Origin of the sequence: Mesorhizobium sp. M4B.F.Ca.ET.058.02.1.1, from assembly GCF_003952505.1 — a bacterium.
GTDB lineage: Bacteria > Pseudomonadota > Alphaproteobacteria > Rhizobiales > Rhizobiaceae > Mesorhizobium.
Genome location: NZ_CP034450.1, coordinates 3,360,308 through 3,384,194, shown reverse-complemented (window position 1 = coordinate 3,384,194; position 23,887 = coordinate 3,360,308). Strand labels below are relative to the sequence as shown.

Here is a 23,887-nt window from a genome sequence, read left to right as displayed (position 1 = left end):
AGTATGATCCCGAAAAAGAGGGAACCGGTTTTCGGACAAGATCATGCTCCAACAAAGAACTGAAGAGGACATTGGGATGAAGGATCTGCTCGGCCTTATGGGCAAAGCGAAGGAAATGCAGGCCAAGTTCCAGGCCATGCAAGATGAGATCGCCACGCTCGAAGCAACCGGTCAGGCCGGCGGCGGCCTGGTCAGCGTGACACTGACCGGCAAGTTCGAGATGAAGGTGCTGAAGATCGATCCGTCGCTGTTCAAGGAGGACGAGGCCGAGATTCTCGAGGACCTAATTCTCGCCGCTCACAATGACGCCAAAAATAAGGTCGAGCAGGTCATGCAGGAAAAGACCAAGGCGCTCACGGCAGGCTTGCCGATCCCGCCTGGAATGAAATTGCCGTTCTGAGCCGGCTGCCGCCAGTTAATTGATTATGAATGGAAATCGGACACCGGGGTGGTTGTTAAGACATTCCCCGGCTTTGTTCACGAGGTCATTTCCAGCCATTCATAAAGTTTTACCTATGCTGCACGAATGCTAATCCTTTAGCCATCTTTTTGCCTTTAAGAGTCTCATTCTTGCCACATCTCGGGGCGGGCTGGCATCTGGAAATGAGGCTTTTTTGTTGATCGCGACGCGATGGAAGACGCCGCTGCTGTTGCTCGGCATTGTCACTTCCCCCTTGCTTCTGGCCGGCTGCAGCCAGACCACTTCGCACGGTATGTCGGTGGCCAAGCTGACCGATGCCATCACGCCGAGTTTCCTGAGCTCACGCTCTTACGGCGCCACGCCGAAGGACAGGGAGTGCCTCGAGCGGGCGATGTTCTTCGAATCCAACCGGTCGAGCCGCGACGGCATGATCGCCGTCGGCACCGTCGTCATGAACCGTTTGCGCTCGGGCCAGCACGGCAGCACGATTTGCGAGGTCGTCGGCGAGAAAGGCCAGTTCGCGCCCGGCGTGATGACCCGGCCGATGAATTCGAAGGCGATGCCCGACGTCGAGGAGGCCGCCGACGCCGTGCTCAAGGGCGAGCGCAAGGCCAAGCTCAAGAACACCATGTTCTTCCACACCGCGGGCCTGCGCTTCCCCTACAAGAACATGCACTACACGATGGTCGCCGGCGGCAATGCCTTCTACGAGAAGCGCGGCCGCAACTGGCAGCCGCTGCCGGACGAGCCGATGGTCGCCGTAGCCTCGGCCACGCCGCGCCAGGCGGCGCCTGCTACCGCCCCGGTGCTCGTGGCGTCCGCGGAGCCGGTGGTCAAGACGATCGTCCATCCGGACCCGGCCAAGCAGGCCTCGATGACCGCTGCCGTGGAGCCCGCATCCGCGGCCAGGACGGCAAAAACCGGTACCGTTGCTGCTGAGCAAACCTACATGACCGCCGCCGTTGCGCCTGCGTCGAAGGCCGGTCGTGTCGCGGCGAAGCCGGTTGTGGTGGCGATGCAGGAGCCGATGGCGGAGCCGGATGCCTCGCGTTTCGGCGGCACCTTGAACAGCCGCTACATCACCTCGGTGCCGAGCGCGCCGCAGGAAGCGGCGATGGGTTTCCAGTCGACGCCTGAGAACACCGACGCCATCGGCGCGATGATCGTAAGCCAGAGCCGGCCGCTGGAAGCCTACTGAGCTGACCTGCAATTGATGGTCCGCCCTGTCAGCATGGCGGACCATTCCTCCGGGTGGATGTTCCAAACCGCTCTGAAAAATCCTAGATCAGTGCGATGTCCAAGCGAATCGCCGGTCCAGAGATCGAACGCCTGATCCAGCTCCTGGCCAAGGTGCCGGGGCTGGGCCCCCGTTCGGCCAGGCGCGCCGCGCTTCATCTCATCAAGAAGAAGGAGCAGCTGCTGCAGCCGCTCGCCGCCGCCATGGGCGAGGCGGTCGACAAGGTGCGCATCTGCTCGACCTGCGGCAATGTCGACACCTCCGACCCGTGCATGATCTGCACCGACTCGCGCCGCGACGCCGGCACGCTCATCGTCGTCGAGGACGTCTCCGATCTTTGGGCGCTGGAGCGGGCGGCGGCGATGAATGTGCGCTACCACGTGCTCGGCGGCACGCTGTCGCCGCTCGACGGCATCGGCCCCGAGCAGCTCAACATCCGCTCGCTGGTCGACCGCGTCGCCGGCGGCGAGGTCAAGGAAGTGATCCTCGCCGTCAACGCCACTGTCGAAGGCCAGACCACGGCGCACTACCTCACCGACCAGCTCTCCGGCTTCGAGGTCAAGGTGACAAGGCTGGCGCATGGCGTTCCGGTCGGCGGCGAACTCGACTATCTCGACGAAGGCACGCTAGCCGCTGCGCTGCGATCGAGGACGGCGTTTTGAGGGCTTCAACGAGGAGGTAGCCTGGAAATGACAGTATTCCTTCGCGCCCCCCTCTGTCCTGCCGGACATCTCCCCCACAAGGGGGAGATTGGCAGCTTCGCTCGCGGCGTTCTTCCTTCAGCGTTGGCGATTGGCGAAAGCCAAGGCGACGGCCAATCTCCCCCCTTGTGGGGGAGATGTCCGGCAGGACAGAGGGGGGCGCGACAGAACGCAAGCATTCAAAACTGGCTGCGCTTTCCCTCTTCGCGGCTCTGTTCATTTTCCTCCTCTCCTTCCCCACCGCCGCAGCCCCCATCGACGACCAGTTCCGCACCTGGCTGCAGAGCGACCTTTGGCCACAAGCCAAGGCCAAGGGAATCTCCAGGAAGACCTTCGACGAGGCCTTCATCGGCGTGAAGCCGAACCTCAAGCTGCCGGACCTCGTTATGCCCGGCGAGACGCCGACGACGCCCGAGAAGCAGCACCAGGCCGAGTTCGGGCCGCCCGGCGCCTATTTCGCCGAGAAGACCGTTCGCGCCGTCACCGCCGGGGGGCGAACGCGCGAAGGCGCCAATGCGAGGGTGCTGGGGCTGATCGAGAAGCGCTATGGCGTACCGGGCGAGGTGCTTCTGGCGATCTGGGGCCGGGAGACCGGCTTCGGCGCGGCCAAGATGCCTTACGACGCCTTCGAGGTGCTGGGCACCAAGGCCTTCATGTCGACGAAAAAGGACTTCTTCCGCACCGAGGTGCTGGCAGCATTGGAGATCGTCGAGCGCGGGCTGGCACCGGTCAATGCGATGAAATCATCCTGGGCCGGCGCGCTCGGCCAGCCGCAATTCATGCCGACATCCTTCCTCAAGCATGCAGTCGATTTCGACGGCGACGGCCGGCCCGACATCTGGAATTCGACGCCGGATGTGCTCGCCTCGATCGCCAACTATCTCGTCCATTATGGCTGGGTCAGGGGCCGCGGCTGGGGAGCCGAGGTGATCGCGCCGGCCAATGTTTCCTGCTCGCTCGAAGGCCCCGATCAGGGCAAGAGGATTGCCGACTGGGTGGCGATGGGTATCAGGCGAGCCGACAACAAGGCGTTCCAGGCGAGTGAGCTGAAAGCCGAGGGCTTCCTCTTGATGCCGGCCGGCCGCAGCGGACCGGCCTTCATCGTCACGCCGAACTTCTATGTGCTGAAGCAGTACAACACCAGCGACCTCTACGCGCTGTTCATCGGCCATGCCGCCGATCGCATCGCGAAGGGCGACGCCACCTTTACCGCAAGCTGGGGGCCGGTCGGCGATCTGCACCGCTCCGATATTGCCGCCCTGCAGCGGGCGCTGGAGGCCAAGGGCTACGACGTAGGCAGTGCCGACGGGCTGCCCGGTTTCAAGACCCGCCGCTCGATCGGCGCCTGGCAGGCGAAGAATGGCAGGGCCGCGACCTGCTTCCCCGATGTTGGCCTGGTTGCGGTGCTGAAGTAACCTCGAATTTAGCAGAATTTTCCCGATTGGCTGCATCGATTAGCCGGCGCATGGGTCGACACGCCGTGGCTCGTTCTGGTCCAATACGTTGTCTTGCAAATGCGCGTTGCCGGCTTGCGGGCCGCCGGATATGGTGTTGACCAATTGGACAAAAACCATGACGGTAAGTGGCCGGGGACACGCGCGCGACCCGATGGAATTTCTGCAATCCTGAGCCGGGAACTCAGGTCAACAAACAACAAAACAGGGAACGATCACCATGATGCTGGAAAAGTTTGCTCTTCGCTCTCGTGCCTTGCTTGCGGGCGCGGCGCTGTCCGCGCTGCTGGTCGCGCCTGCCTTTGCCGTCACGCCGGCCGATACGCTGGTCGAGGGCTTCGCGTTCGACGACATCATCACCATGGACCCGGGCGAGGCGTTCGAGCTGTCGACCGCCGAGGTCACCGGCAACACCTATGATCTCTTGGTCCGCCTCGACCTCAGCGACACTTCCAAGGTCAAGGGCGATCTCGCCGAGAGCTGGGCCGTTTCCGACGACGGCCTGACCTACACCTTCAAGCTCAAGCCCGGCATGAAATTCGCCTCGGGCAATCCGATCACCGCCGCCGACGTCGCCTATTCCTTCGAGCGCGCCATCAAGCTGGACAAGAGCCCCGCCTTTATCATCAGCCAGTTCGGCATCAGCGGCGACAATGTCGCCGAAAAGGCCAAGGCGGTCGACGACACCACTTTCCAGTTCGTCGTCGACAAGGCCTATGCGCCGAGCTTCGTTCTCAACTGCCTGTCGGCCACGGTTGCCTCGGTCGTCGACAGCAAGCTGGTCAAGGAACATGTCGCCGCCGTCACCCCCAGCGCCGACTACAAATGGGACAATGATTTCGGCAATGCCTGGCTGAAGACCGGCTACGCCGGCTCTGGCCAGTTCAAGCTGCGTGAATGGCGCGCCAACGAGGCCGTCGTTTTGGAGCGCAACGACAACTACAATGGCGAGAAGGCCAAGCTCGCCCGCGTCATCTACCGCTTCATGAAGGAAAGCTCGGCGCAGCGCCTGGCGCTGGAGGCCGGCGATATCGACGTCGCCCGCAACCTCGAGCCCAACGACCTGGATGCCGTCGCCAAGAACGCCGACCTCACCACCACAAGCGCGCCGAAGGGCACGGTCTATTACATCAGCCTCAACCAGAAGAATCCGAACCTCGCCAAGCCGGAGGTTCGCCAGGCGTTCAAATACCTGGTCGACTACGACGCCCTGAGCTCGACCATCCTGAAGGGCATCGGCGAGATCCACCAGTCCTTCCTGCCCAAGGGCGACCTTGGCGCGGTCGATGAAAATCCCTTCAAGCTCGATGTCGCCAAGGCCAAGGAACTCCTGGCCAAGGCCGGCCTGGCGGACGGCTTCAGCGTGACCATGGACGTGCGCAGCAAACAGCCGGAGACAGGCATGGCCGAGTCGATCCAGCAGACGCTGGGTCAGGTTGGCATCAAGCTTGAGATCATTCCGGGCGACGGCAAGCAGACGCTGACCAAGTATCGCGCCCGCAACCACGACATCTATATCGGCAATTGGGGCCAGGACTATTTCGATCCGAACTCCAACGCCCAGACCTTCGCCTCGAACCCGGACAATTCCGACTCCGCCAAGATCAAGACCCTCGCCTGGCGCAACGCCTGGGATATTCCGGATCTGACCAAGGAGACCGAAGCGGCGCTGCTGGAGAAGGATTCGGCCAAGCGCGCCGATATGTACAAGGACCTGCAGAAGAAGATCGTCGACACCAGCCCCTTCGTCATCATCCACCAGCAACTGGAAGTGGCTGGTCTGCGCAAGAGCATCAAGGGCTTCGCGCTCGGCCCGAGCTTCGACACCAACTTTGTCGGGGCGGTCTCCAAGGAATAGTTCCGGCGGACGCACCGCGTGAGCATCGTTGAAAATCAGGCGGCGGCCGGGCGCGGCAGCACCCGCTCCGCCGCTGTCTTATCGTCGATCGGCCGCTTCCTGGTCATCGCGGTGACCACCTATCTCGGTCTGCTCGCGGTGACCTTCTTCATTGGCCGCGTCATCCCGATCGATCCAGTGCTGGCCGTGCTGGGCGACCGAGCGCCGGCCAATGTCGTCGAGCGCACGCGCCGCGAGATGGGGCTCGACCTGCCGCTGATCCAGCAGTTCTACATCTATGTGAAGAGTGCGCTGAGCGGCGATTTCGGCACCTCGGTGCTGACCACCAATCCGGTCATGACCGATATCCGCCGCGTCTTCCCGGCGACCATCGAACTGGCGACGCTGGGCACGCTGATCGGCGCCGTCATCGGCGTGCCGCTCGGCGTTCTGGCCGCCGTCAGGCGGGGCAGCCTCGTCGACCAGATCGTGCGCATCATCGGCCTGATCGGCTATTCGGTACCGATCTTCTGGTTGGGACTGCTTGGGCTGGTCCTGTTCTACGCCAAGCTGCAATGGGTCGCCTTTCCGGCCAGGCTCGACGTCGTCTACGAATACACTTTCACGCCGATCACCGGCTTCTATCTGCTCGACGCGGCGATGCAGGGGCAGTGGGATGTCTTCTACGACGCCTATCGCCACATCATCCTGCCGGCCTCGCTGCTCGGCTACTTCTCGCTCGCCTATATTAGCCGCATGACCCGCTCCTTCATGCTGAACGAGATGGCGCAGGAATACATAGTCGCGGCGCGCGCCAAGGGCCTGTCGGAAACGCGCATCATCTGGGGCCACGCGCTGCGCAATGCCGCGGTGCCGATGGTGACGGTGATCGCGCTCTCCTACGCCAGCCTGCTCGAGGGCTCGGTGCTGACCGAGACCGTGTTCTCCTGGCCGGGCATCGGTCTCTACATCACCAATTCGCTGCAGAACGCCGACATGAACGCCGTGCTCGGTGGCACCATCATCATCGGTTCGGTCTTCATCGGCATCAACCTTCTTTCCGACCTGCTCTACCGCGTGCTCGATCCGAGGACCAAGGCTGCATGAGCGCCGAGACTATCCAGAGCCGTCGCGAATGGCTGCTCAGCGAGCGGCCGGCCTCGCGCATGCAGGCAAGGCTCGGCCGCGCCTATGTGGCGTGGCGGCGCTTCTCCGCCAACCGGCTGGCGGTTCTCGGCCTGCTGATCATCATCGCCCTGCTGGTGGTCGCCGCCTTCGCCGACGTGCTGGCGCCCTATTCGCCGACCGTCGGCGACCTCAAGAATGCGCGCCTGCTGCCGCCCGGCGCCGCGCACTGGTTCGGCACCGACGACCTCGGTCGCGATATCTACTCCCGCATCGTCTACGGCTCGCGCTGGACGCTCTATGTCGTGATCCTCGTCGCCGTCATCGCCGCGCCCATCGGCCTCCTGGTCGGCACGGTCGCCGGCTATGCCGGCGGCTGGACCGACGCGATCCTGATGCGCATCACCGACATCTTCCTCGCCTTCCCGAAACTGGTTCTGGCGCTGGCCTTCGTTGCCGCGCTCGGCCCCGGCATCGAGAACGCGGTGCTGGCGATCGCCATCACCTCCTGGCCGCCCTACGCCCGCATCGCGCGGGCCGAGACGCTGACGGTGCGCAACTCGGATTTCATCAAGGCGGTGCAATTGATGGGCGCCTCGGCGTTCCGCATCGTGCTGCGCCACATCATGCCGCTCTGCATCTCTTCGCTGATCATTCGCGTGACGCTCGACATGGCCGGCATCATCCTGACAGCCGCCGGCCTCGGCTTCCTCGGCCTCGGCGCGCAGCCGCCGCTGCCCGAATGGGGCGCGATGATCGCGTCCGGCCGGCGCTTCATCCTCGACCAGTGGTGGGTTGCCGCGGCACCGGGTGCCGCCATCCTCATCGTCAGCCTCGGCTTCAACCTGCTCGGCGACGGCCTGCGCGACGCGCTCGATCCAAGGAGCGGCGACCAATGAGCGGCAACAAGAGCGACAAGGGCACGCTTCTTGAGGTCGACGATCTGCGTGTCACTTTCCCGACCCGCACCGGCCTGGTCGAGGCCGTGCGCGGCGTCACCTTCTCGCTTGGCCGCGAGCGGCTGGGCATCGTCGGCGAGAGCGGTTCCGGCAAGTCGCAGACCGGCCGCGCCATCATGGGCGTTACCGCGCCGCAGGCCGAGGTCTCGGCGAACAAGCTCGCCTTCGACGGTATCGATCTGCTCTCCATAGCGCCGCGCCAGCGCCGGGCGCTGCGCGGAAACCGCATCGCGATGATCCTGCAGGATCCGAAATATTCGCTCGATCCGGTGATGAGCATCGGCCGCCAGATCGTCGAGACACTGCGCACGCATGAGAGGGTCTCAAAGGCCGAGGCGCGCGAGCGGGCGCTGGCCATGCTGGAGGCGGTGCAGATCCGCGATCCTAAGCGCGTTTTCGACCTCCACCCGCATGAGGTTTCGGGCGGCATGGGCCAGCGCGCCATGATCGCCATGATGCTGATTGCCGGGCCGGAGCTGATGATCGCCGACGAGCCGACCTCGGCGCTCGACGTCACCGTGCAGCTCGACGTGCTGAACATCCTCGACAAGCTGGTCGCCGAGCGCGGCATGGGCCTGATCTTCATCTCGCACGATCTGCGGCTGGTCTCGTCCTTCTGCGACCGCGTGATCGTCATGTATGCCGGCAAGGTGGTCGAGCAGCTCAAGGCTTCGGAGCTGCGCGACGCCCGGCACCCCTATACGCGCGGTCTGCTCAACTGCATGCCGAGGATCGGCTTCGAGCGTCACCCGCTGCCGGTGCTCGACCGCAAGCCGGAGTGGGCGGCATGACCGCGGCGCTTTCCGTCGACAGGCTGGAGGTGATCTTCGACCGGTTTCGCGCGCTGAAGGGCGTTAGCCTCGAGGTCAGGGAGGGCGAGTCCTACGGGCTGGTCGGCGAGAGCGGCTCCGGCAAGTCGACGCTGCTCAGGGCGATCACAGGCTTGGCGCCCGCCTCTTCGGGCACCATCACCGTCAACGGCAAGACCCTCGGCAAGACTCGTGAAAAAGCCTTTTACCGCGAGGTGCAGATGGTCTTCCAGGACCCCTACGGCTCTCTGCATCCGCGCCAGACGGTCGACCGCCTGCTGCAGGAGCCGCTCGCCATCCATGGTTTTGCCGATGGCGAGAAGCGCATCGAACGCGCGCTGGACGAGGTCGGTCTCGGCAACGGCTTCCGCTTTCGCTACGCACACCAGCTCTCCGGCGGCCAGCGCCAACGCGTCGCCATTGCCCGCGCGCTGATCCTTGAGCCCTCGATCCTTTTGCTCGACGAGCCGACCTCGGCTCTCGATGCCTCGGTACAGGCGGAGGTGCTAAACCTGCTCGAAGAGGTGCGGCGACGGCGCAAGCTGACCTTCCTGATGGTCAGCCACGACCTCGCCATCATCACCCATATGTGCGAGCGGTTGATGGTGATGCAGAACGGCGAGGCGGTTGAGACGCTGACGGCGAGCCAGCTGATCGGCCACCGTGTGAGTGAGGATTATACGCGCAATCTGCTGAGGGCGAGTGAGGGGTTTGTGAGGGCGTAGCTCGAATTATGCCGCACCGCCCTCGGTCAGCGCTTCGCTTTGCACGCTATCGTGCTTCGGCTCCTTGATCCGGAACCACGTCACATAAAGCGCCGGCAGGAAGAGCAGCGTGATCGCCGTGCCGGCGATGATGCCGCCCATCATGGCGTAGGCCATCGGCCCCCAGAACACCTCACGCGCGATAGGGATCAGCGCCAGGCTGGCGGCCGCGGCCGTCAGCGCGATCGGCCGCATGCGGTGCTCGGTCGCCTCGATGACCGCCGCCCAGCGATCCTTGCCTTCGGCGACTAGGTCCTCGATCTGCACGATCAGGATGACCGAGTTGCGGATCAGGATTCCGATCAGCGCCAGCACGCCGAGGATGGCGACGAAGCCGAGCGGCGCCCCGCTCGGCACCAGTGCAGCCACCACGCCGATCAGGCCGAGCGGCGCCACCGCCACGACCAGGAACAGGCGCTGGAAGCTCTGCAATTGCACCATCAGGATGGTCGCCATGACGAACAGCATCAACGGCACGACGGCCGCGATCGGCCCCTGGCTCTTGGCGCTTTCCTCGACCGAGCCCGCGGTTTCGACCGAATAGCCCGGCGGCAGCTTGGCGATGAAGGCGTCGACCGACGGCTTCAGCTCGTTGACGACAGTGGCCGGCAGCACGTCGCCGACCAGACCGGCGCGCACGGTGATGGTCGGTATCCGGTCGCGCCGCCAGACCGTCGGCTGCTCGAGCTCGTAGCGTATGTTGGCGACCGCGGCGAGCGGGATGGCATCGCCGGTCCCGGTTGGCAATTGCATGTTCTGGAGCGTTGCGACCGAGCTGCGATCGGCCTCGCGCGAGCGCGCCACGACATCGATCAGATAGGTGGCGTCGCGCAGCTGGGTGATGGTGGCGCCGCCGACCGTGCTGTTCAGCGCGCTGGCGATGTCGGAGGAGGTGATGCCGAGCTGGCGCGCCTTGTCCTGCAGCACGTCGACCCTGAGCACACGCTGCGGCTCGTTCCAGTCGAAAGTGGGCGCCGCCAGCTGCGGGTTGGCGGAGATGATGCCGGCGAACTCCTGCGCCAGGTCCCGCACCGTCTGGATGTCGGGACCGCCGACACGGTACTGCACCGGGCGCCCGACAGGCGGCCCGAGCTCAAGCGGCTTGACGAAGGCATCGGTGCCGACGAACTCCTCGCGCAGCAGCTTTTCCAGCGCCGGCTTGACCCGGTTTCGCGCCTCGATGCTCTTGGTGACGATGACCGTCTGGCCGAAATAGGGATTGGCCGGCTGCACGTCATAAGCCAGCAGGAAGCGCACCGCGCCCTGGCCGATATAGGATGAGAAATGGTCGATATCGGGATTGCCGACCAGCGCGCGCCCTTCGAAGCGCTCCATCTGGTCGCGCGTCTCGGTGATCGACGAATTCTGCGGCAGGTTCCAGTCGACGATCAGCTCCGGCCGGTCGGACGGCGGGAAGAACTGCTGCTGGACGAGGCCGAAACCGGCGATGGAGGCGGCAAACAGCAGCACCGTCGCGATGATGGTCAGCCAGTGCCGGCGCACCGAAAGGACCAGCACGCGCCGGAACAGCGAGGTGAAGCGTCCGGGCTGGTCATGATGCTTGGCCTTCATCGTCGCCGGCAGGATGGTGACGCCGAGCAGTGGCGCGAACAGCACCGCCACGATCCATGACACCAGCAGCGACACGGCGATGACGACGAACAGCGTGAAGGTGTATTCGCCGGCGGCGCTGTTGTTGAGGCCGATCGGGATGAAGCCGGCGACCGTCACCAGCGTGCCGGTCAGCATCGGGAAGGCGGTCGAGGTGTAGACGTAGGTCGCCGCCTTGCGCAGGTTGTCGCCGACCTCCAGCCGCGCCACCATCATCTCGACCGCGATCATGGCGTCGTCGACCAGCAGGCCGAGCGCGATGATCAGCGCGCCCAGCGAGATGCGCTGCAGCGAGATGCCGAGATAGGCCATGACGGTGAAGGTGATGGCGAGTACCAGCGGGATCGACAGCGCCACGACGAAGCCGGCGCGCATGCCGAGGCTGATGAAAGACACGGCAAGCACGATGGCCACCGCCTCGAACAGGGCGCGGGTGAAGCCCGATACCGCTTCCTCGACGATCACCGGTTGGTCGGCGACCAGATGCACGCCGACGCCGACCGGCAGGTCGGCCAGCACCTTGTTCATCTCCTCGTGCAAGGCCTCGCCGAACTGCAGCAGATTGGCGTTGGGCTTCATGCCGATGGCGAGCGCGATGGCATCCTGGCCGTTGAAGCGGAACAGCGACGTCGGCGGGTCGACATAGCCGCGCCTGATCGTCGCCACGTCGCTCAGCCGGAAGAAGCGGTCGTTGACGCGCAGGTTGATGGCGCGCAGGCTCTCTTCCGAGGTGAACTGGCCGCCCACGCGCACGCTGATGCGCTCCGGTCCGGACTGGATGACGCCGGACGGCGTGATCGCGTTCTGCGCCTGCAGGCTGGCCACGATCGCCTGCTGGTTGAGGCCGAGTGCTGCGATCTGGCGGGTCGAGAATTCGAGGTAGATCGCCTCGTCCTGGGCGCCGACAAGGTCGACCTTGCCGGCGTTCGGCACGGTCAGGATCTTGGTGCGGACATCCTCGACATAGTCGCGCAGCTGGCGCGGCGTCAGCCCGTCGGCGGTGAAGGCGTAGATGTTGCCGTAAACGTCGCCGAAACGGTCGTTGAAGAACGGCCCGACCACGCCTTGCGGGAACTGCGACCAGATGTCGTTGACCATGTTGCGCACCTGAATCCACGTCGGCACGACATCGCGCGCCTTGGTGGTGTCCTTCAGGTTGACGAAGATGACGGTCTTGCCGGCGGTGGTGACGGATTTGGTGTAGTCGAGGCTGTCGAGCTCCTCGAGCTTCTTCTCGATGCGATCCGTCACTTGCGTTACCGTCTCGTTGACGGAGGCGCCCGGCCAATTGGCCTGGATCAGCATGGTCTTGATGGTGAAGGCGGGGTCTTCCTCGCGGCCGAGGTTCAGATAGGCAGACACGCCGGCCGCGACGAAGACCAGCATGAAGTACCACACCAGCGAGCGATGGTTGAGCGCCCAGTCGGAGAGGTTGAAGCCCTTCATATGGCTCCCCCTTCTTGTAGCTTGACCTGCTGACCCTCGGTGAGGCTGTGGACGCCCGCGGTGACGACGCGCATGCCAGCCTCGAGCCCTTCGGTGACGGTGAAGGTGGCGGCGCTTTTGGCGGCCACCTTCACCTCGTGCGCGCTGACGCTCGACGTCTTCGGGTCGACGATCCAGACCTTGGCGGCCCCGTCCTTCTCGAGCAGCGCCGATAGCGGCAGTTCGATCGTCGGCGTGACCTTGGTCATGCGCGTCGCCGTCACCGTCGAGCCGAGCCGGAACGCTATCGGCGGGTCGGTGAGCGTCAGCCGGACACGGCGGGTGCGGGTCGAGCCCTCGGCCTGCGGCGCCATCTCGCGCAGCTTGGCCTCGGTCTGGATGGTCGGCAGCGATTGCAGGATGACCTGGAACGGCGTGCCGGCGGCGAGATCGCCGGTGAGCCGGTCGGGGATGTCTACCACCGCCTCGCGCAGGTCCGAGCGCGCCACGGTGACCACCGTCTGGCCGGGCGACACGGTCTGGCCGACCTCGGCGCCGACGGCGGTAACGACGCCGTCGAAATCCGAGAACAGGCGCGCATAGCCGAGCTGCTCCTGCGATTTGGCAAGCGAGGCCTTGGCCCGCTCGACGCCGGCCTCGGCCGCTTTGCGCGCCTGCTGCGCGGCATCGAAGACGGCCTGGGTGGTGTTGGCGGCGGCCAGCAGCTGGCGCTGGCGCTCCTCGCTGGCGGCGGCGTTGGCGAACTGCGCCTCGGCGTTGGAAAGCTCGGCCTTGGCCGCCTGCACCGCAAGCTCCAGCGCCGTCGGGTCGAGGGCTGCGATCGTCGTGCCCTTGGTGACGATGTCGCCGACCTTGACGTCGCGGGCGACGACACGGCCGAGCAGGCGGAAGGAGAGGTCGGCGCTGACTTGCGGCTCGATCGAGCCGGCGAAGCCGAAGGTCTGGATGGTGCGCGGCTCGATCACCACCGACAGCACCGGCCGGATGATCTCCGGCGGCTTGTCTTCCGATTGCGAACAGCCGGCAAGCGGCGCAAGCAACAGCAGGGCGGGCACAAGCATGCGCGGCAGCCTTTTCATTGGCCTGCTCCCGCGATCTCGATCGCCTGTCCGGGGCTGAGCAACTGGCCGCCATTGGTGACGACGCTCTGGCCGGCCTCCAGCCCTCTGCTGATGACGACCACGCCGGAATCATAGGCCAGCACCTCGACCGGTGTCGTCGCAGCCGCCTTGCTCGATGGGTCTACCACCCAGACCGCCGGCTTGCCGTCAGTCGAGGTCAGCGCCTGCCAGGGCAGCAGGATCGCCTTGATCGGCTTGGCGCTGGCCGAGCCGATCACGGCCGCGCCCAGCGGCATGGCGGCGGGCGTGTCGGGAATGGCGACCTTGACCCGGATCGATCCCGAAGCCGGATCGACCGCCGGCGAGATCTCGCGCACCTTGCCCATCGCCCTGACCTGCGGGTCGGACAAGAGCGTGATCGTCACCGCCGGCGTTTGCGGCGTCCGCGCGACCAGCGTTTCCTGGACGTTGAACACCGCGTCGCGATCGCCGTCCTCGGCGATGGTGAAGACGGTCTGCGCCGCCTGCACCACTTGCCCGGCTTCGACCTGGCGGGCGGTGATGAAGCCCGCCGCACCGGCCTTGAGCTCGGTGAAGGACAAGTTCTCCTTGGCATTCGCGAACGCGCTTTGCGCGGCATTGACGCTGCCTTGCGCCACCTTAAGCGTCTGATCCGCCGTGTCATAGTCGCGTCGCGTGGTGAAACCCTGGCCGAGCAAGATCTTCTGGCGCTCGAAGGCTGCGGCGGCCTGCGTCAACTGCGCCTGCGCCGCATCGAGGTCGGCCTGTGCCGAGCGCAGGTCGGATTCCTGCTCCTGCGGATCGATGCGGGCCAGCACCGCGTCCTTGTCGACATGCTGGCCGACATCGACGAGCCGCTCGGCGATCCGGCCGCCGACCCGGAAAGATAGGTTGTTCAGCGTGCGCGCGGCGATCACGCCGGTCAGCGAGGTCCGTGGCGCGTAGTCGGCGATCCTGACCGTTTCGGCGCGCACCATGATCGGCAACTTCTTTGCCGCCGCCTCTTGTTTCTGGCACCCGGCGAGCGCCAGTCCCGCCAAGGCGCAGACGAGCATCGTGGAGCCAGGAAAAGACAACAGATTGAAGGCGTTGACCGGAAGCGTCGGGGCGGAAGGTGTCGCGTTCCTGCTCATGGTTCCCTCAACCGCGCGGGCCGCTCCCTGCGACGGATGCCGCGGACAATCGCGAGGATAATCGATCCCCCCAAAAAGGAAACCTCTGTCGTACGCGTATGGGCGGACTGGTCAAATTAGGGGAACCGCGTGACGGCAGGCCCAATCGACCGGCACTGGTGTGGGCTTGAGGAAAAGCTGAAATGGGGCCAGAACGGATTTCAACGGCATCAAACGAGAACGGGCCCCTATCTCGATGAGGGATGGCCCGATGAGGGACGAGATGAAGAATTCAGCCATTTCCGAACGCAAGAACCAGTCGATCTCGCGCGGCGTCGGCATGACCACGCAGATCTATGCCGATCGCGCCGAGAACTCGGAAATCTGGGATGTCGAGGGCCGCCGCTACATCGACTTCGCGTCCGGCATCGCCGTCGTCAACACCGGCCACCGCCATCCCAAGGTGATCGAGGCGGTCAAGGCGCAACTCGATCGCTTCACCCACACCTGCCATCAGGTCGTGCCCTATGAGAGCTATGTCAGGCTGGCCGAGCGTCTGAATGGCCTGCTGCCCGGCAAGTTCGACAAGAAGACGATCTTCGTCACCACCGGCGCAGAGGCGGTGGAGAACGCCGTCAAGATTGCCCGCAACGCCACCGGCCGCCCGGCCGTCATCGCCTTTTCCGGCGGCTTCCACGGCCGCACCTTCATGGGCATGGCGCTGACCGGCAAGGTGGTGCCCTATAAGGTCGGCTTCGGCGCCATGCCGGCCGATGTCTTCCACGCGCCGTTCCCGGTGGCGCTGCATGGCGTAACGGTCGCCGATTCGCTCGCCGCCCTCGACAGGCTGTTCAAGGCCGACGTCGATCCCGCCCGCGTCGCCGCCATCATCGTCGAACCGGTGCAGGGCGAGGGCGGCTTCTATGAGGCGCCGCGCGATTTCATGACTGCGCTGCGCAAGGTCTGCGACCAGCATGGCATTTTGCTGATCGCCGACGAGGTGCAGACCGGCTTTGCCCGCACCGGCAAGATGTTCGCCATGGAGCATCATGACGTCGCGCCCGACCTTACCACCATGGCCAAGAGCCTGGCCGGTGGCTTCCCGCTGTCGGCGGTCACTGGACGCGCCGAGATCATGGATGCGCCCGGCCCTGGCGGACTTGGCGGCACCTATGGCGGCAGCCCGATCGGCGTCGCCGCGGCCAACGCCGTGCTCGACGTCATCGAGGAGGAAAAGCTCTGCGACCGCGCCAATGCGCTGGGCAGCAGGCTGAAACAGCGACTGCAGTCGATCCGCGAGGACGTGCCGGAGATCGTCGACATCAGGGGTCCCGGCTTCATGAACGCGGTCGAGTTCAACGATGTGAAAAAGGGCCTGCCCTCGGCGGAAATCGCCAATGCCGTGCGCCTCAAGGCGCTCGACAAGGGCCTGGTCCTGCTGACCTGCGGCGTCTACGGCAACGTCATCCGCTTCCTGTCGCCGATCACCATCCAGGACAGCGTCATGAACGAGGCACTGGACATTCTGGAAAGCTCGATCCGCGAGGCACGTGTCGCCTAACCGGTTGCCCTGGCGGGCTCTTCCTGAAACGCGGCCAGCGCCGCCTTCAGCGCATCGGGCCCGCCGGCAACGGCCTGCGGCGTCGGCGAGAAGCCGGCGCCGAGCATCTTGCGGCCGAGCATATGATCGCCGGGGCGGTTGACGGATTCGATGCCGAGCAGCCGGCTGCCCGCATAGTGATAGATCGAGAACTTGTTCTCGGTGAGGTCGCCCGCCACGACATGGCTGTCGCCGCCCGAGGTCAGTCCGACCATCTGCAGCTTCATGTCGCCGATATCCGACCAGAACCACGGCACTGCCGAATAGGCGTCGGCATGGCCAAGGATGGTGCGCGCGGCGAGCCGCGCCTGGTCGGTGGCGTTCTGCACCGATTCCAGCCGCACATCGGCGCCGGTGAACCAGTGCCGGTAGGACGCCGCATCGCCGATGGCGAGGATATCCGGCGCCGAGCTGCGCATCTGCTGGTCGACGCGGATGCCGTTGGCGACCGTGATGCCGGCGGTCTCGGCCAGTTCGACATTGGGCACCACGCCGATGCCGATGATGACCATCTGTGCCGGCAGCCTTTCGCCGCCGGAGGTGATCGCGGCCGAGACCCGGCCGCCTTTGCCCTCCAGGCCGACAACGGTGGTGCCGGTATGGATCCGCACGCCGATCGCTTCCAGGCGCTGCCTGACATGGCTGGCGATGACCGGCGCCACCGCCCGCCCGAGCAGCCGGTCGACGGCTTCGACCACAGCGACATTGCGCCCGGCCGCGCGCAGCGTCGCGGCGATCTCGAGCCCGATGAAGCCGCCGCCGAGGATGACGACATCCTCGCATTGGGCGCTGAGCTCGCGGATCAGCCGCGCATCGGCGAGCGATCGCAGCGACACCACGCCGGAGAGCTCCGAGCCCTGCAGCTTGAGCAGGCGCGGCCGGGCGCCGGTCGCCAGGACAAGGTGATCGAAGGCGAGCGATCCGCCGCCCGATACCCTCAGCCTGTGGGCGCCGGCTTCGATGGCCTCGATGCGGACGCCCGGCCGGTAGTCGATGGCGCTGCCTGAATAGAAGGCTTCGCCGCGCAGGGGCTGCGGCTTTGCGTCCGGGTCCTTGATGAAGGTCTTCGAAAGCGGCGGCTTGTGGTAGGGCAGTTCGCTCTCGTCGCCAATCAGGATGACCGGGCCGTTGTAACCCTCCTCGCGCAGGCTCGCCGCCGCCTGCACGCCAGCGTGACCCGCACCGACAATGACCACCCCGTTCTTCATCGCAGCCCTTTTTGCGCCCAAATCTAGGATCTTCCGCCACGTGGCGATTGTCTGCCGCCGTCGCAAGAGCCCCGGTCCGGGTCGCACCCGGAATGGTCGCCTGTCAATCGCCGCATTCCATGATTACGTCGCATCGGCAAAGGCTTAAAGTTGATAGTTGTAGTTTAGAATTATTCTAAACAGTTGTTTCAATTGAATTTTCTTGGGTGGACCTGTTGACTTCCAACCCCTTCGCCGCTTTATGGAGGCTCGCGCGGCAAGCGCATCCTTTGATGTCTGGGCCTTGAACCCTTTCGATTGGAGGCATTTCGGTGTCTGTCTTCCACGAACCGCGCGACGGCGCGGTCTATGTTGTGCCCGGCGGCATACCCATGCCTCGTCACGGTCTGGCACGCGCGCCTTTTAGCGAATTCCCAAGGAACTGGAGAACGATGATGACAGCACGTAATGGCGGCAGGCTCGCTGCGATCTGCGCGACTGCCGCGCTGACGGCGGCGGTGTTTGTGCTGCCGGCCAAGGCCGAAACCGACGCCAAGGCGGTCATCAAGACCTATGCCGACATCGCACTCGCCAAATACGAGGATTCGCTAACCACGGCGCAGGCCCTCGACAAGGCCGTCGACGCGCTGCTCGCCAAGCCCTCGGCGGACACGCTGAACGCCGCTCGGGAAGCCTGGAAGGCATCGCGCGTTCCCTACCAGCAGACCGAGGTCTACCGCTTCGGCAACAAGATCGTCGACGACTGGGAAGGCAAGGTGAATTCCTGGCCGCTGGACGAAGGCCTGATCGACTATGTCGCCAAGAGCTACGGCAGTGAGTCCGACACCAATTCGCTCTACACCGCCAATGTGATCGCCAACAAGGAGATCGAGATCAACGGCAAGAAGGTCGACGCCTCGAAGCTGTCGCCAGAATTCCTTTCCGGCACGCTGCAGGAGGCCGGCGGCGTCGAGGCCAATGTCGCGACCGGCTATCACGCCATCGAGTTCCTGCTCTGGGGCCAGGACCTGCACGGCACCGGTCCCGGCGCCGGCGAGCGGCCCTACACGGACTATGACCTCGCCAACTGCACCGGCGGCAATTGCGACCGCCGCGCCGAATATCTGAAGTCGGCGAGCGACCTTTTGGTTTCCGACCTGCGGGAGATGGTCAACAACTGGAAGGAAGACGGCGCCGCCCGCAAGAACTTGGTCGATGGCGACGCCAACGCCGGCATTTCGACCATCTTCACCGGCATGGGTTCCCTGTCCTATGGCGAACTCGCCGGCGAGCGCATGAAGCTCGGCCTGCTGCTGCATGATCCGGAAGAGGAGCACGACTGCTTTTCGGACAACACCTACAACTCGCACCTCTATGACGCCGTCGGCATCCGCGCCGCCTACCACGCCAGCTACACGCGCCTCGACGGCACGGTCGTTTCCGGACCTTCGGTATCGGACATGGTCAAGGTCGCCGACCCGGCGATCGACAAGGAGCTGTCTGATAAGCTCGATGCCTCCGTCGCCAAGATGGAAGCGATCAAGGCGCGCGCGCTGGCCGGCGAGGCCTATGACCAGCAGATCGCCGAGGGCAACACCGAAGGCAACGCCACCGTGCAGGCGGCGATCGATGCGCTGATCGACCAGACCAAGTCGATCGAGCGCGCCGTCGGCTCGCTGAAGCTCAACAGCATCGCCTTCGAAGGCTCCGACAGCCTCGACGCGCCGGACAAGGTATTCAAGTAAGGCGCGAGCATACTCCCAAAAAGTGGAAGCCGATTTTTGGACAAGATCGTGCTCGAATGAGAAACAAGCCAAACGGCGCCGGAGCGGCGCCGTCAGCCAGGGCAAGTGAATGCTGATCTGCCATTGCAACATCATCACCGAGAAGGAGATCGAGCAGACGATCGTAGGGCTGCTGGATGAGGATCCCTGGCAGCTCATCGTGCCGGCCAAGGTCTATCATGCCATGCGCAAGCGCGGTCGCTGTTGCGGCTGCTTCCCAAATGTGGTGGAAACGATCATTCGGGTCACCGAGCACTACCACGCCCGCTCTGAGGCGAGCGGCGCCGACATCGTTTCACACCTGGACCGCGTCAGAGGCTTGCGCGGCCAATACGGGAGCAGAACCCATGAAAGGCGAACCGCAGGTCATCGAGCGGCTTAACGAGGCCCTGTTTCTGGAGCTGGGGGCCGTCAATCAGTACTGGGTCCACTATCGCCTGCTCGAAGACTGGGGCTACACCAAGCTGGCGAAGAAGGAACGGGCGGAATCGATCGAGGAAATGCAGCATGCAGACCGGCTCGTTGCCCGCATCATCTTCCTTGAGGGGCATCCGAACCTGCAGTCCGTGGCGCCGCTGCGCATCGGCCAGAACGTGAAGGAAGTGCTCGAATCCGATCTTGCCGGCGAGTATGACGCGCGCACCGCCTATAAGCGCTCGCGCGAGATCTGCCAGGAGGCCGGCGACTACGTGTCGATGAAACTGTTCGAGGAACTGCTTGCCGACGAGGAAGGTCACATCGACTTCCTCGAGACGCAGCTCGACCTGCTCGCCTCGATCGGCGAGGAGAAATACGGCCAGCTCAATGCCGACTCGGCCAACGAGGCGGAGTAAGGACATGCGGGAATGCGGCGCCGCCTAGATTTCCTGCGCCGCTCGCGGCGGGCCGAAGGCTCGCCTTCCTCGCCTTCCAGGGAAAGCTCGCTGGCCTGGCTGGTTCGCGGGCTTTCTCTCATTTCCGTGATGGCCACCGCTTCAGCGCTGGCTGGAGACCCGCTGCCCGCAGACCTTGCCGCCACGCGCAGCGATCTGACGCCAAAGGACCTGGCGCGCGTCATCGCCGTCACCAGGCCAACCGCGGACTTCTCCAAACCCGAGTCATTCGAGCTGATACAGGGTGGCGCCGGCACCTCGCGCAAGGACGTCAGCCGCGACGCCTTCTCCCAGCCCGCCGCCAACATCACCTTCGAGGAGGAGGGCAACTTCAAGCTCGGCAATGCGCTTTTCCGCAAGAACTGGGTCTCCTCGCCGTCCTCGACGCAGGCATCGGACGGTCTTGGGCCGCTGTTCAACGAGCGCGCCTGCCAGAATTGCCATCTGAAGGACGGCCGCGGCCGCCCGCCGGCAGGTGGCGCCGGCGCCACCTCGATGTTCCTGCGCCTGGCGCGCGATGCAAGCAGCGAGCAAGAGAAAGCCGAGCTTGCCGGTCACAAGCTGCTGAACTTCCCCGATCCGGTCTACGGCTCGCAATTGCAGGAGCTGGCGGTTCCTGGCCTCAAGGGCGAAGGCCGCATGCGCGTTGGCTACCAGGAAGAGAAAGTGACGCTCGCCGACGGCTCCGTCGTCTCGCTGCGCAAGCCGAGCTATTCCGTCGAAGGGCTGGCGTATGGTCCGCTCGATCCGCGCACCACGCTGTCGCCGCGGCTGACGCCGCCGATGATCGGCCTTGGCCTGATCGAGCAGATCGCGCCCGCCGACATCCTCGCCCATGTCGATCCGGACGATCGCGACGGCGACGGCATCTTCGGTCGGCCGAATATTGTGCGTGATGAGTTGAGCGGCGAGGTGACTTTGGGCCGCTTCGGCTGGAAGGCGCAGACCGCGTCGATCCGCGAGCAGGCGGCGGAGGCCTTTGCCGGCGACATCGGCATCTCGACGCCGGAGGCGCCGAAACATTGGGGCGACTGCACGGAGGCCGAAAAGGCCTGCCTTGCCATGCCGAACGGCGTGCAGCAGCGGCTCGGCCCGGTCGAGGCGCCGCCGCCGGTCATGGATCTCGTCACCTTCTATTCGCAGAACCTTGCCGTGCCGGCCCGGCGTGACATCGATAACCGCCAGGTGCTGGCAGGCAAGAAGCAGTTCTACGAGATGGGCTGCATTTCCTGCCATACGCCGAAATTCGTCACCTTGCGCGGCACGCCCAACAAGGCGCAGGCCTTCCAGTTGATCTGGCCCTATTCCGACTTCCTGCTGCATGACATGGGGCCGGGCCTCGCCGATGGACAGTCTGTCGGCGACGCGACCGGCAGCGAATGGCGCACGCCGCCGCTGTGGGGCATCGGCCTGACCGGGACGGTCAACGGCAATATGTTCTTCCTGCATGACGGGCGCGCCCGCACCCTCGCCGAGGCGATCCTGTGGCATGGCGGCGAGGGGCAGAAGGCGCGCGACCGCTTTGCCGCCGCCGATGCTGCCGATCGCGATGCGCTGGTCAAATTCCTGGAGTCCCTGTGATGTCGAAGCGTCTTGCGTTTGCTCTCCTCTTTCCCCTGGCGCTGTTTGGCGTTTCCCCGGCATCGGCTGAGGTGAAGGCTTCCGCTGTCATCCAGCGGGCGATCGATGGCTTTATCCGCCCTGCCTATGCCAGCCTGCACGACCATGCCGGCAGCTTGACCAAGGCCATGCGGACGCTGTGCAATGCGCCGTCGCAAGGCAGCCTCGAGGCGGCGCGTGTCGAGTTCTCGGCCACGGTCGAGGCCTGGTCATCGGCTGAAATCATCGCTTTCGGGCCGATCAAGGAGAACAACCGGCTGGAGCGCATGCTCTACTGGCCGGACCGCAAGGGTATCGGCCTGAAGCAGGTGCAGGCGGCATTGGCCGGCAAGGACCCGACCGCCACCGATCCGGCGCAACTGGCGGACAAGAGCGTCGCCATGCAAGGGCTCGGCGCGCTCGAGTTCGTGCTTTACGGCGACGGCGCCGACGCCCTTGCCGGCAAGGACGATCCCTATCGCTGCGGCTACGGCGCGGCCGTCGCCGGCAATATCGAAACGATGGCCGCCGAGGTTGATGTGGCGTGGAAGAAGCCGGACGGATTTGCCGCGCTCTGGGCCAACCCGGGACCGCAGAACGCGCTCTACCGCGACGGCACCGAAGCGGTGACCGAGCTGGTCGGCGTCTTCATCAACGAGCTGGAGATGGTCCGCGACGTGCGCCTCAAAGGGTTCCTGGGCGGCAAGCCGGACGGCGACAAGCCCAGGCAGGCGATCTATTGGCGCTCGCAAAACACGACGAATTCCCTGGCCGGCAATCTCTCCGGTATCGATGCGCTGTTCGTGGCTTCGAAGCTTGGCGATGCGCTTCCGGCCGATGCGCAATGGATGGCCGAGTCCATCCACATCCAGCTCGCCAATGGTGTTGCGACCGCCAAATCCGTCACCGGTCCGATCGACAAGGCGCTCGCCGATCCGGAGCTGCGAGACAAGCTTGATCATTTCGCGCTGATCACCTCGAGCCTGACGACCTTGATCGGCACTAGGCTGACCGCCGAATTCGGCCTGACCGCCGGCTTCTCCTCGCTGGATGGGGACTGAGCGATGATCTTGCCCCGCACGCCGCTGATCGACCGCCGCGATTTCCTGCGGGCCGCCGGCGCCGGCTTCATCGCCGGGATGGCGCCGCGGGCCTGGGCAAAGACGCTTGATGCCGACGCGGTCTTCGCCACCGCCTTCGTCAAGCGCGACGGCAGCTATGGCGCCGCCGTGCTGTCCGAGGCAGGCAATGTGCTGCATGCGATCGATCTGCCCGACCGTGGCCACGATGTCACCTTCGATCCGATCTCGAAGCGGTCCGTGGTCTTTGCCCGGCAGCCCGGCACCTTTGCCGTGGTTTTCGATCACACCCGTCGCGACAAGCCGCTGACCATCGCAAGCGTCACCGGACGACATTTCTTCGGCCACGGCGTCTTCTCGACCGACGGCGCGCTGCTCTATGCCACCGAGAATGACTTCGACAACGCCGCCGGCGTCGTCGGCGTCTATGACGCGCGCTCAGGTTTCGGGCGCGTTGGCGAATTCCCGACCTACGGCATGGGGCCGCATGAGTTGCATTTGCTCGGCGATGGCCGGACGATCGCGGTCGCCAATGGCGGCATCGAGACCCATCCGGATTACGGCCGCGCCGAGCTCAACATCGCCACCATGAAGCCGTCCTACGTTCTGGTCGACCGCATCACCGGCGATCTGATCGAAAAGCACGAATTGCCCTCGGCGCTGCACCAGCTGTCTATCCGGCACATGGATTGCGACCAGTCCGGCACGGTCTGGTTCGGCTGCCAGTATCGCGGCCCGGCGACCGACCGGCCGCTGCTGATCGGTCGCGCGGCGCGCGGCAAGGACCTACAGTTGCTCGACGTGCCGCAGGATGTGCTCGCGGGCTTCCGCAACTATATCGGCTCGGTCGCCGCCAATCCGGCCGCCGGCACCGTCGCCGTCACATCGCCGGAGGGCAATTCGCTCGCCGTCATTGACGCCGCCAGCGGCCGCATCGTCGCCACCAGGGCGCTGGTCGAGGTCTGCGGCCTGGCGCCTGACGGTTCGGGCTTCATGGCCACGACCGGCACCGGGGAGATCGTCGAGGGCAATGGCACGATGCGCTCCGAGCCCGACTATATCTGGGACAACCACATGCTGCGCATCGAGCAGGCGGCCTGAATCTCAAGACCCCTGGTCGGCGCTGTCCTCAATAGGATCATTTTCCGGCCGGCCGAGGTTAAGCCGCTTAACAAATGTCGAGCTTGCCCCTTGCAGGGACGGGCCGT

The 23,887-nt window shown here is 65.0% G+C and carries 20 protein-coding genes; 16 read left to right on the top strand and 4 right to left on the bottom strand.

The features are described from left to right. The first annotated feature begins 76 nt into the window (after positions 1-76). From EJ073_RS16605 to EJ073_RS16560, 9 genes are all read left to right on the top strand, one after another. Positions 77-400 carry a YbaB/EbfC family nucleoid-associated protein gene (locus EJ073_RS16605; RefSeq protein WP_126056700.1) on the top strand — a complete coding sequence of 108 codons (324 nt, stop codon included), beginning with the start codon at positions 77-79 and terminating at the stop codon, positions 398-400. A gap of 217 nt (positions 401-617) precedes the next feature. Then, positions 618-1,619 carry a cell wall hydrolase gene (locus tag EJ073_RS16600; RefSeq protein ID WP_126056699.1) on the top strand — a complete coding sequence of 334 codons (1,002 nt, stop codon included), beginning with the start codon at positions 618-620 and terminating at the stop codon, positions 1,617-1,619. 95 nt (positions 1,620-1,714) lie between these two features. Continuing rightward, positions 1,715-2,320: a recombination mediator RecR gene (gene recR / locus EJ073_RS16595; RefSeq protein ID WP_126056698.1), complete on the top strand. Its 606-nt coding sequence runs from the start codon at positions 1,715-1,717 to the stop codon at positions 2,318-2,320. A gap of 176 nt (positions 2,321-2,496) precedes the next feature. Then, the gene (locus EJ073_RS16585; RefSeq protein WP_126056697.1) at positions 2,497-3,774 is read left to right on the top strand and encodes a lytic murein transglycosylase; all 1,278 of its coding nucleotides are present in this window, start codon (positions 2,497-2,499) and stop codon (positions 3,772-3,774) included. A gap of 259 nt (positions 3,775-4,033) precedes the next feature. Then, complete coding sequence (locus tag EJ073_RS16580) at positions 4,034-5,671, top strand: ABC transporter substrate-binding protein (RefSeq protein ID WP_126056696.1); 1,638 nt, start codon at positions 4,034-4,036, stop codon at positions 5,669-5,671. Between the two features lie 18 nt (positions 5,672-5,689). Next, positions 5,690-6,757: an ABC transporter permease gene (locus tag EJ073_RS16575; RefSeq protein ID WP_126056695.1), complete on the top strand. Its 1,068-nt coding sequence runs from the start codon at positions 5,690-5,692 to the stop codon at positions 6,755-6,757. Then, positions 6,754-7,674: a nickel transporter permease gene (nikC, locus tag EJ073_RS16570; protein WP_126056694.1), complete on the top strand. Its 921-nt coding sequence runs from the start codon at positions 6,754-6,756 to the stop codon at positions 7,672-7,674. The genes EJ073_RS16575 and nikC overlap by 4 nt, the downstream gene beginning before the upstream one ends. Continuing rightward, positions 7,671-8,525, top strand: a complete 855-nt coding sequence (locus EJ073_RS16565; protein WP_126056693.1) for an ABC transporter ATP-binding protein — start codon at positions 7,671-7,673, stop codon at positions 8,523-8,525. The genes nikC and EJ073_RS16565 overlap by 4 nt, the downstream gene beginning before the upstream one ends. After that, on the top strand, positions 8,522-9,268 hold the full coding sequence (locus EJ073_RS16560) for an ABC transporter ATP-binding protein (protein WP_126056692.1): 747 nt from the start codon (positions 8,522-8,524) through the stop codon (positions 9,266-9,268). Before EJ073_RS16565 ends, EJ073_RS16560 begins: the two co-directional genes overlap by 4 nt. Before the next feature lie 6 nt (positions 9,269-9,274). Here EJ073_RS16560 and EJ073_RS16555 read toward each other — a convergent pair whose 3' ends face one another. Genes EJ073_RS16555 through EJ073_RS16545 form a run of 3 tightly spaced genes read right to left on the bottom strand, consistent with a single transcriptional unit; the run spans position 9,275 to position 14,579 of the window. Next, complete coding sequence (locus tag EJ073_RS16555; protein ID WP_126056691.1) at positions 9,275-12,364, bottom strand: efflux RND transporter permease subunit; 3,090 nt, start codon at positions 12,362-12,364, stop codon at positions 9,275-9,277. Continuing rightward, positions 12,361-13,443: an efflux RND transporter periplasmic adaptor subunit gene (locus tag EJ073_RS16550; protein WP_126056690.1), complete on the bottom strand. Its 1,083-nt coding sequence runs from the start codon at positions 13,441-13,443 to the stop codon at positions 12,361-12,363. Before EJ073_RS16550 ends, EJ073_RS16555 begins: the two co-directional genes overlap by 4 nt. Then, positions 13,440-14,579, bottom strand: a complete 1,140-nt coding sequence (locus EJ073_RS16545; protein WP_126056689.1) for an efflux RND transporter periplasmic adaptor subunit — start codon at positions 14,577-14,579, stop codon at positions 13,440-13,442. The genes EJ073_RS16550 and EJ073_RS16545 overlap by 4 nt, the downstream gene beginning before the upstream one ends. Positions 14,580-14,841: 262 nt before the next feature. On the opposite strand from EJ073_RS16545, the gene EJ073_RS16540 reads away from it, so the two are divergent. Next, complete coding sequence (locus EJ073_RS16540; protein WP_126056688.1) at positions 14,842-16,119, top strand: 4-aminobutyrate--2-oxoglutarate transaminase; 1,278 nt, start codon at positions 14,842-14,844, stop codon at positions 16,117-16,119. On the opposite strand, the gene EJ073_RS16535 is transcribed toward EJ073_RS16540, so the two are convergent. Then, positions 16,116-17,366, bottom strand: a complete 1,251-nt coding sequence (locus EJ073_RS16535; RefSeq protein WP_126056687.1) for an FAD-dependent oxidoreductase — start codon at positions 17,364-17,366, stop codon at positions 16,116-16,118. The two genes, EJ073_RS16540 and EJ073_RS16535, sit on opposite strands and share 4 nt — an antisense overlap. 434 nt (positions 17,367-17,800) lie before the next feature. Between EJ073_RS16535 and EJ073_RS16530 the strand changes: the two genes are divergently transcribed. The 6 genes from EJ073_RS16530 (at position 17,801) to EJ073_RS16505 (ending at position 23,780) form a co-directional block, all read left to right on the top strand. Next, complete coding sequence (locus tag EJ073_RS16530) at positions 17,801-19,090, top strand: imelysin family protein (protein ID WP_126059250.1); 1,290 nt, start codon at positions 17,801-17,803, stop codon at positions 19,088-19,090. A 109-nt stretch (positions 19,091-19,199) separates the two neighbouring features. After that, positions 19,200-19,511 (top strand): (2Fe-2S)-binding protein, encoded by a 312-nt coding sequence (locus EJ073_RS16525; RefSeq protein ID WP_126056686.1) that lies wholly within the window; start codon positions 19,200-19,202, stop codon positions 19,509-19,511. After that, entirely contained in the window at positions 19,477-19,962 is a 486-nt protein-coding gene (gene bfr, locus EJ073_RS16520) for a bacterioferritin (RefSeq protein WP_126056685.1), read from the top strand. Before EJ073_RS16525 ends, bfr begins: the two co-directional genes overlap by 35 nt. Before the next feature lie 12 nt (positions 19,963-19,974). Further along, the gene (locus tag EJ073_RS16515; protein WP_126056684.1) at positions 19,975-21,582 is read left to right on the top strand and encodes a di-heme oxidoredictase family protein; all 1,608 of its coding nucleotides are present in this window, start codon (positions 19,975-19,977) and stop codon (positions 21,580-21,582) included. Beyond that, complete coding sequence (locus EJ073_RS16510; RefSeq protein WP_126056683.1) at positions 21,582-22,661, top strand: imelysin family protein; 1,080 nt, start codon at positions 21,582-21,584, stop codon at positions 22,659-22,661. The genes EJ073_RS16515 and EJ073_RS16510 overlap by 1 nt, the downstream gene beginning before the upstream one ends. Before the next feature lie 3 nt (positions 22,662-22,664). Beyond that, entirely contained in the window at positions 22,665-23,780 is a 1,116-nt protein-coding gene (locus EJ073_RS16505; protein WP_126056682.1) for a DUF1513 domain-containing protein, read from the top strand. The last annotated feature ends 107 nt before the right edge of the window (positions 23,781-23,887 follow it).

What these genes read in the sequence shown, in the direction of transcription:
- EJ073_RS16605 (WP_126056700.1), top strand. Translation starts at nt 77, where the DNA reads ATGAAGGATCTGCTCGGCCTTATGGGCAAAGCGAAGGAAATGCAGGCC.
- recR (WP_126056698.1), top strand. Translation starts at nt 1,715, where the DNA reads ATGTCCAAGCGAATCGCCGGTCCAGAGATCGAACGCCTGATCCAGCTC.
- EJ073_RS16585 (WP_126056697.1), top strand. Translation starts at nt 2,497, where the DNA reads ATGTCCGGCAGGACAGAGGGGGGCGCGACAGAACGCAAGCATTCAAAA.
- EJ073_RS16580 (WP_126056696.1), top strand. Translation starts at nt 4,034, where the DNA reads ATGATGCTGGAAAAGTTTGCTCTTCGCTCTCGTGCCTTGCTTGCGGGC.
- nikC (WP_126056694.1), top strand. Translation starts at nt 6,754, where the DNA reads ATGAGCGCCGAGACTATCCAGAGCCGTCGCGAATGGCTGCTCAGCGAG.
- EJ073_RS16565 (WP_126056693.1), top strand. Translation starts at nt 7,671, where the DNA reads ATGAGCGGCAACAAGAGCGACAAGGGCACGCTTCTTGAGGTCGACGAT.
- EJ073_RS16560 (WP_126056692.1), top strand. Translation starts at nt 8,522, where the DNA reads ATGACCGCGGCGCTTTCCGTCGACAGGCTGGAGGTGATCTTCGACCGG.
- EJ073_RS16555 (WP_126056691.1), bottom strand. Translation starts at nt 12,364, where the DNA reads ATGAAGGGCTTCAACCTCTCCGACTGGGCGCTCAACCATCGCTCGCTG.
- EJ073_RS16550 (WP_126056690.1), bottom strand. Translation starts at nt 13,443, where the DNA reads ATGAAAAGGCTGCCGCGCATGCTTGTGCCCGCCCTGCTGTTGCTTGCG.
- EJ073_RS16545 (WP_126056689.1), bottom strand. Translation starts at nt 14,579, where the DNA reads ATGAGCAGGAACGCGACACCTTCCGCCCCGACGCTTCCGGTCAACGCC.
- EJ073_RS16540 (WP_126056688.1), top strand. Translation starts at nt 14,842, where the DNA reads ATGAAGAATTCAGCCATTTCCGAACGCAAGAACCAGTCGATCTCGCGC.
- EJ073_RS16535 (WP_126056687.1), bottom strand. Translation starts at nt 17,366, where the DNA reads ATGAAGAACGGGGTGGTCATTGTCGGTGCGGGTCACGCTGGCGTGCAG.
- EJ073_RS16530 (WP_126059250.1), top strand. Translation starts at nt 17,801, where the DNA reads ATGACAGCACGTAATGGCGGCAGGCTCGCTGCGATCTGCGCGACTGCC.
- EJ073_RS16525 (WP_126056686.1), top strand. Translation starts at nt 19,200, where the DNA reads ATGCTGATCTGCCATTGCAACATCATCACCGAGAAGGAGATCGAGCAG.
- bfr (WP_126056685.1), top strand. Translation starts at nt 19,477, where the DNA reads ATGAAAGGCGAACCGCAGGTCATCGAGCGGCTTAACGAGGCCCTGTTT.
- EJ073_RS16515 (WP_126056684.1), top strand. Translation starts at nt 19,975, where the DNA reads ATGCGGCGCCGCCTAGATTTCCTGCGCCGCTCGCGGCGGGCCGAAGGC.
- EJ073_RS16510 (WP_126056683.1), top strand. Translation starts at nt 21,582, where the DNA reads ATGTCGAAGCGTCTTGCGTTTGCTCTCCTCTTTCCCCTGGCGCTGTTT.
- EJ073_RS16505 (WP_126056682.1), top strand. Translation starts at nt 22,665, where the DNA reads ATGATCTTGCCCCGCACGCCGCTGATCGACCGCCGCGATTTCCTGCGG.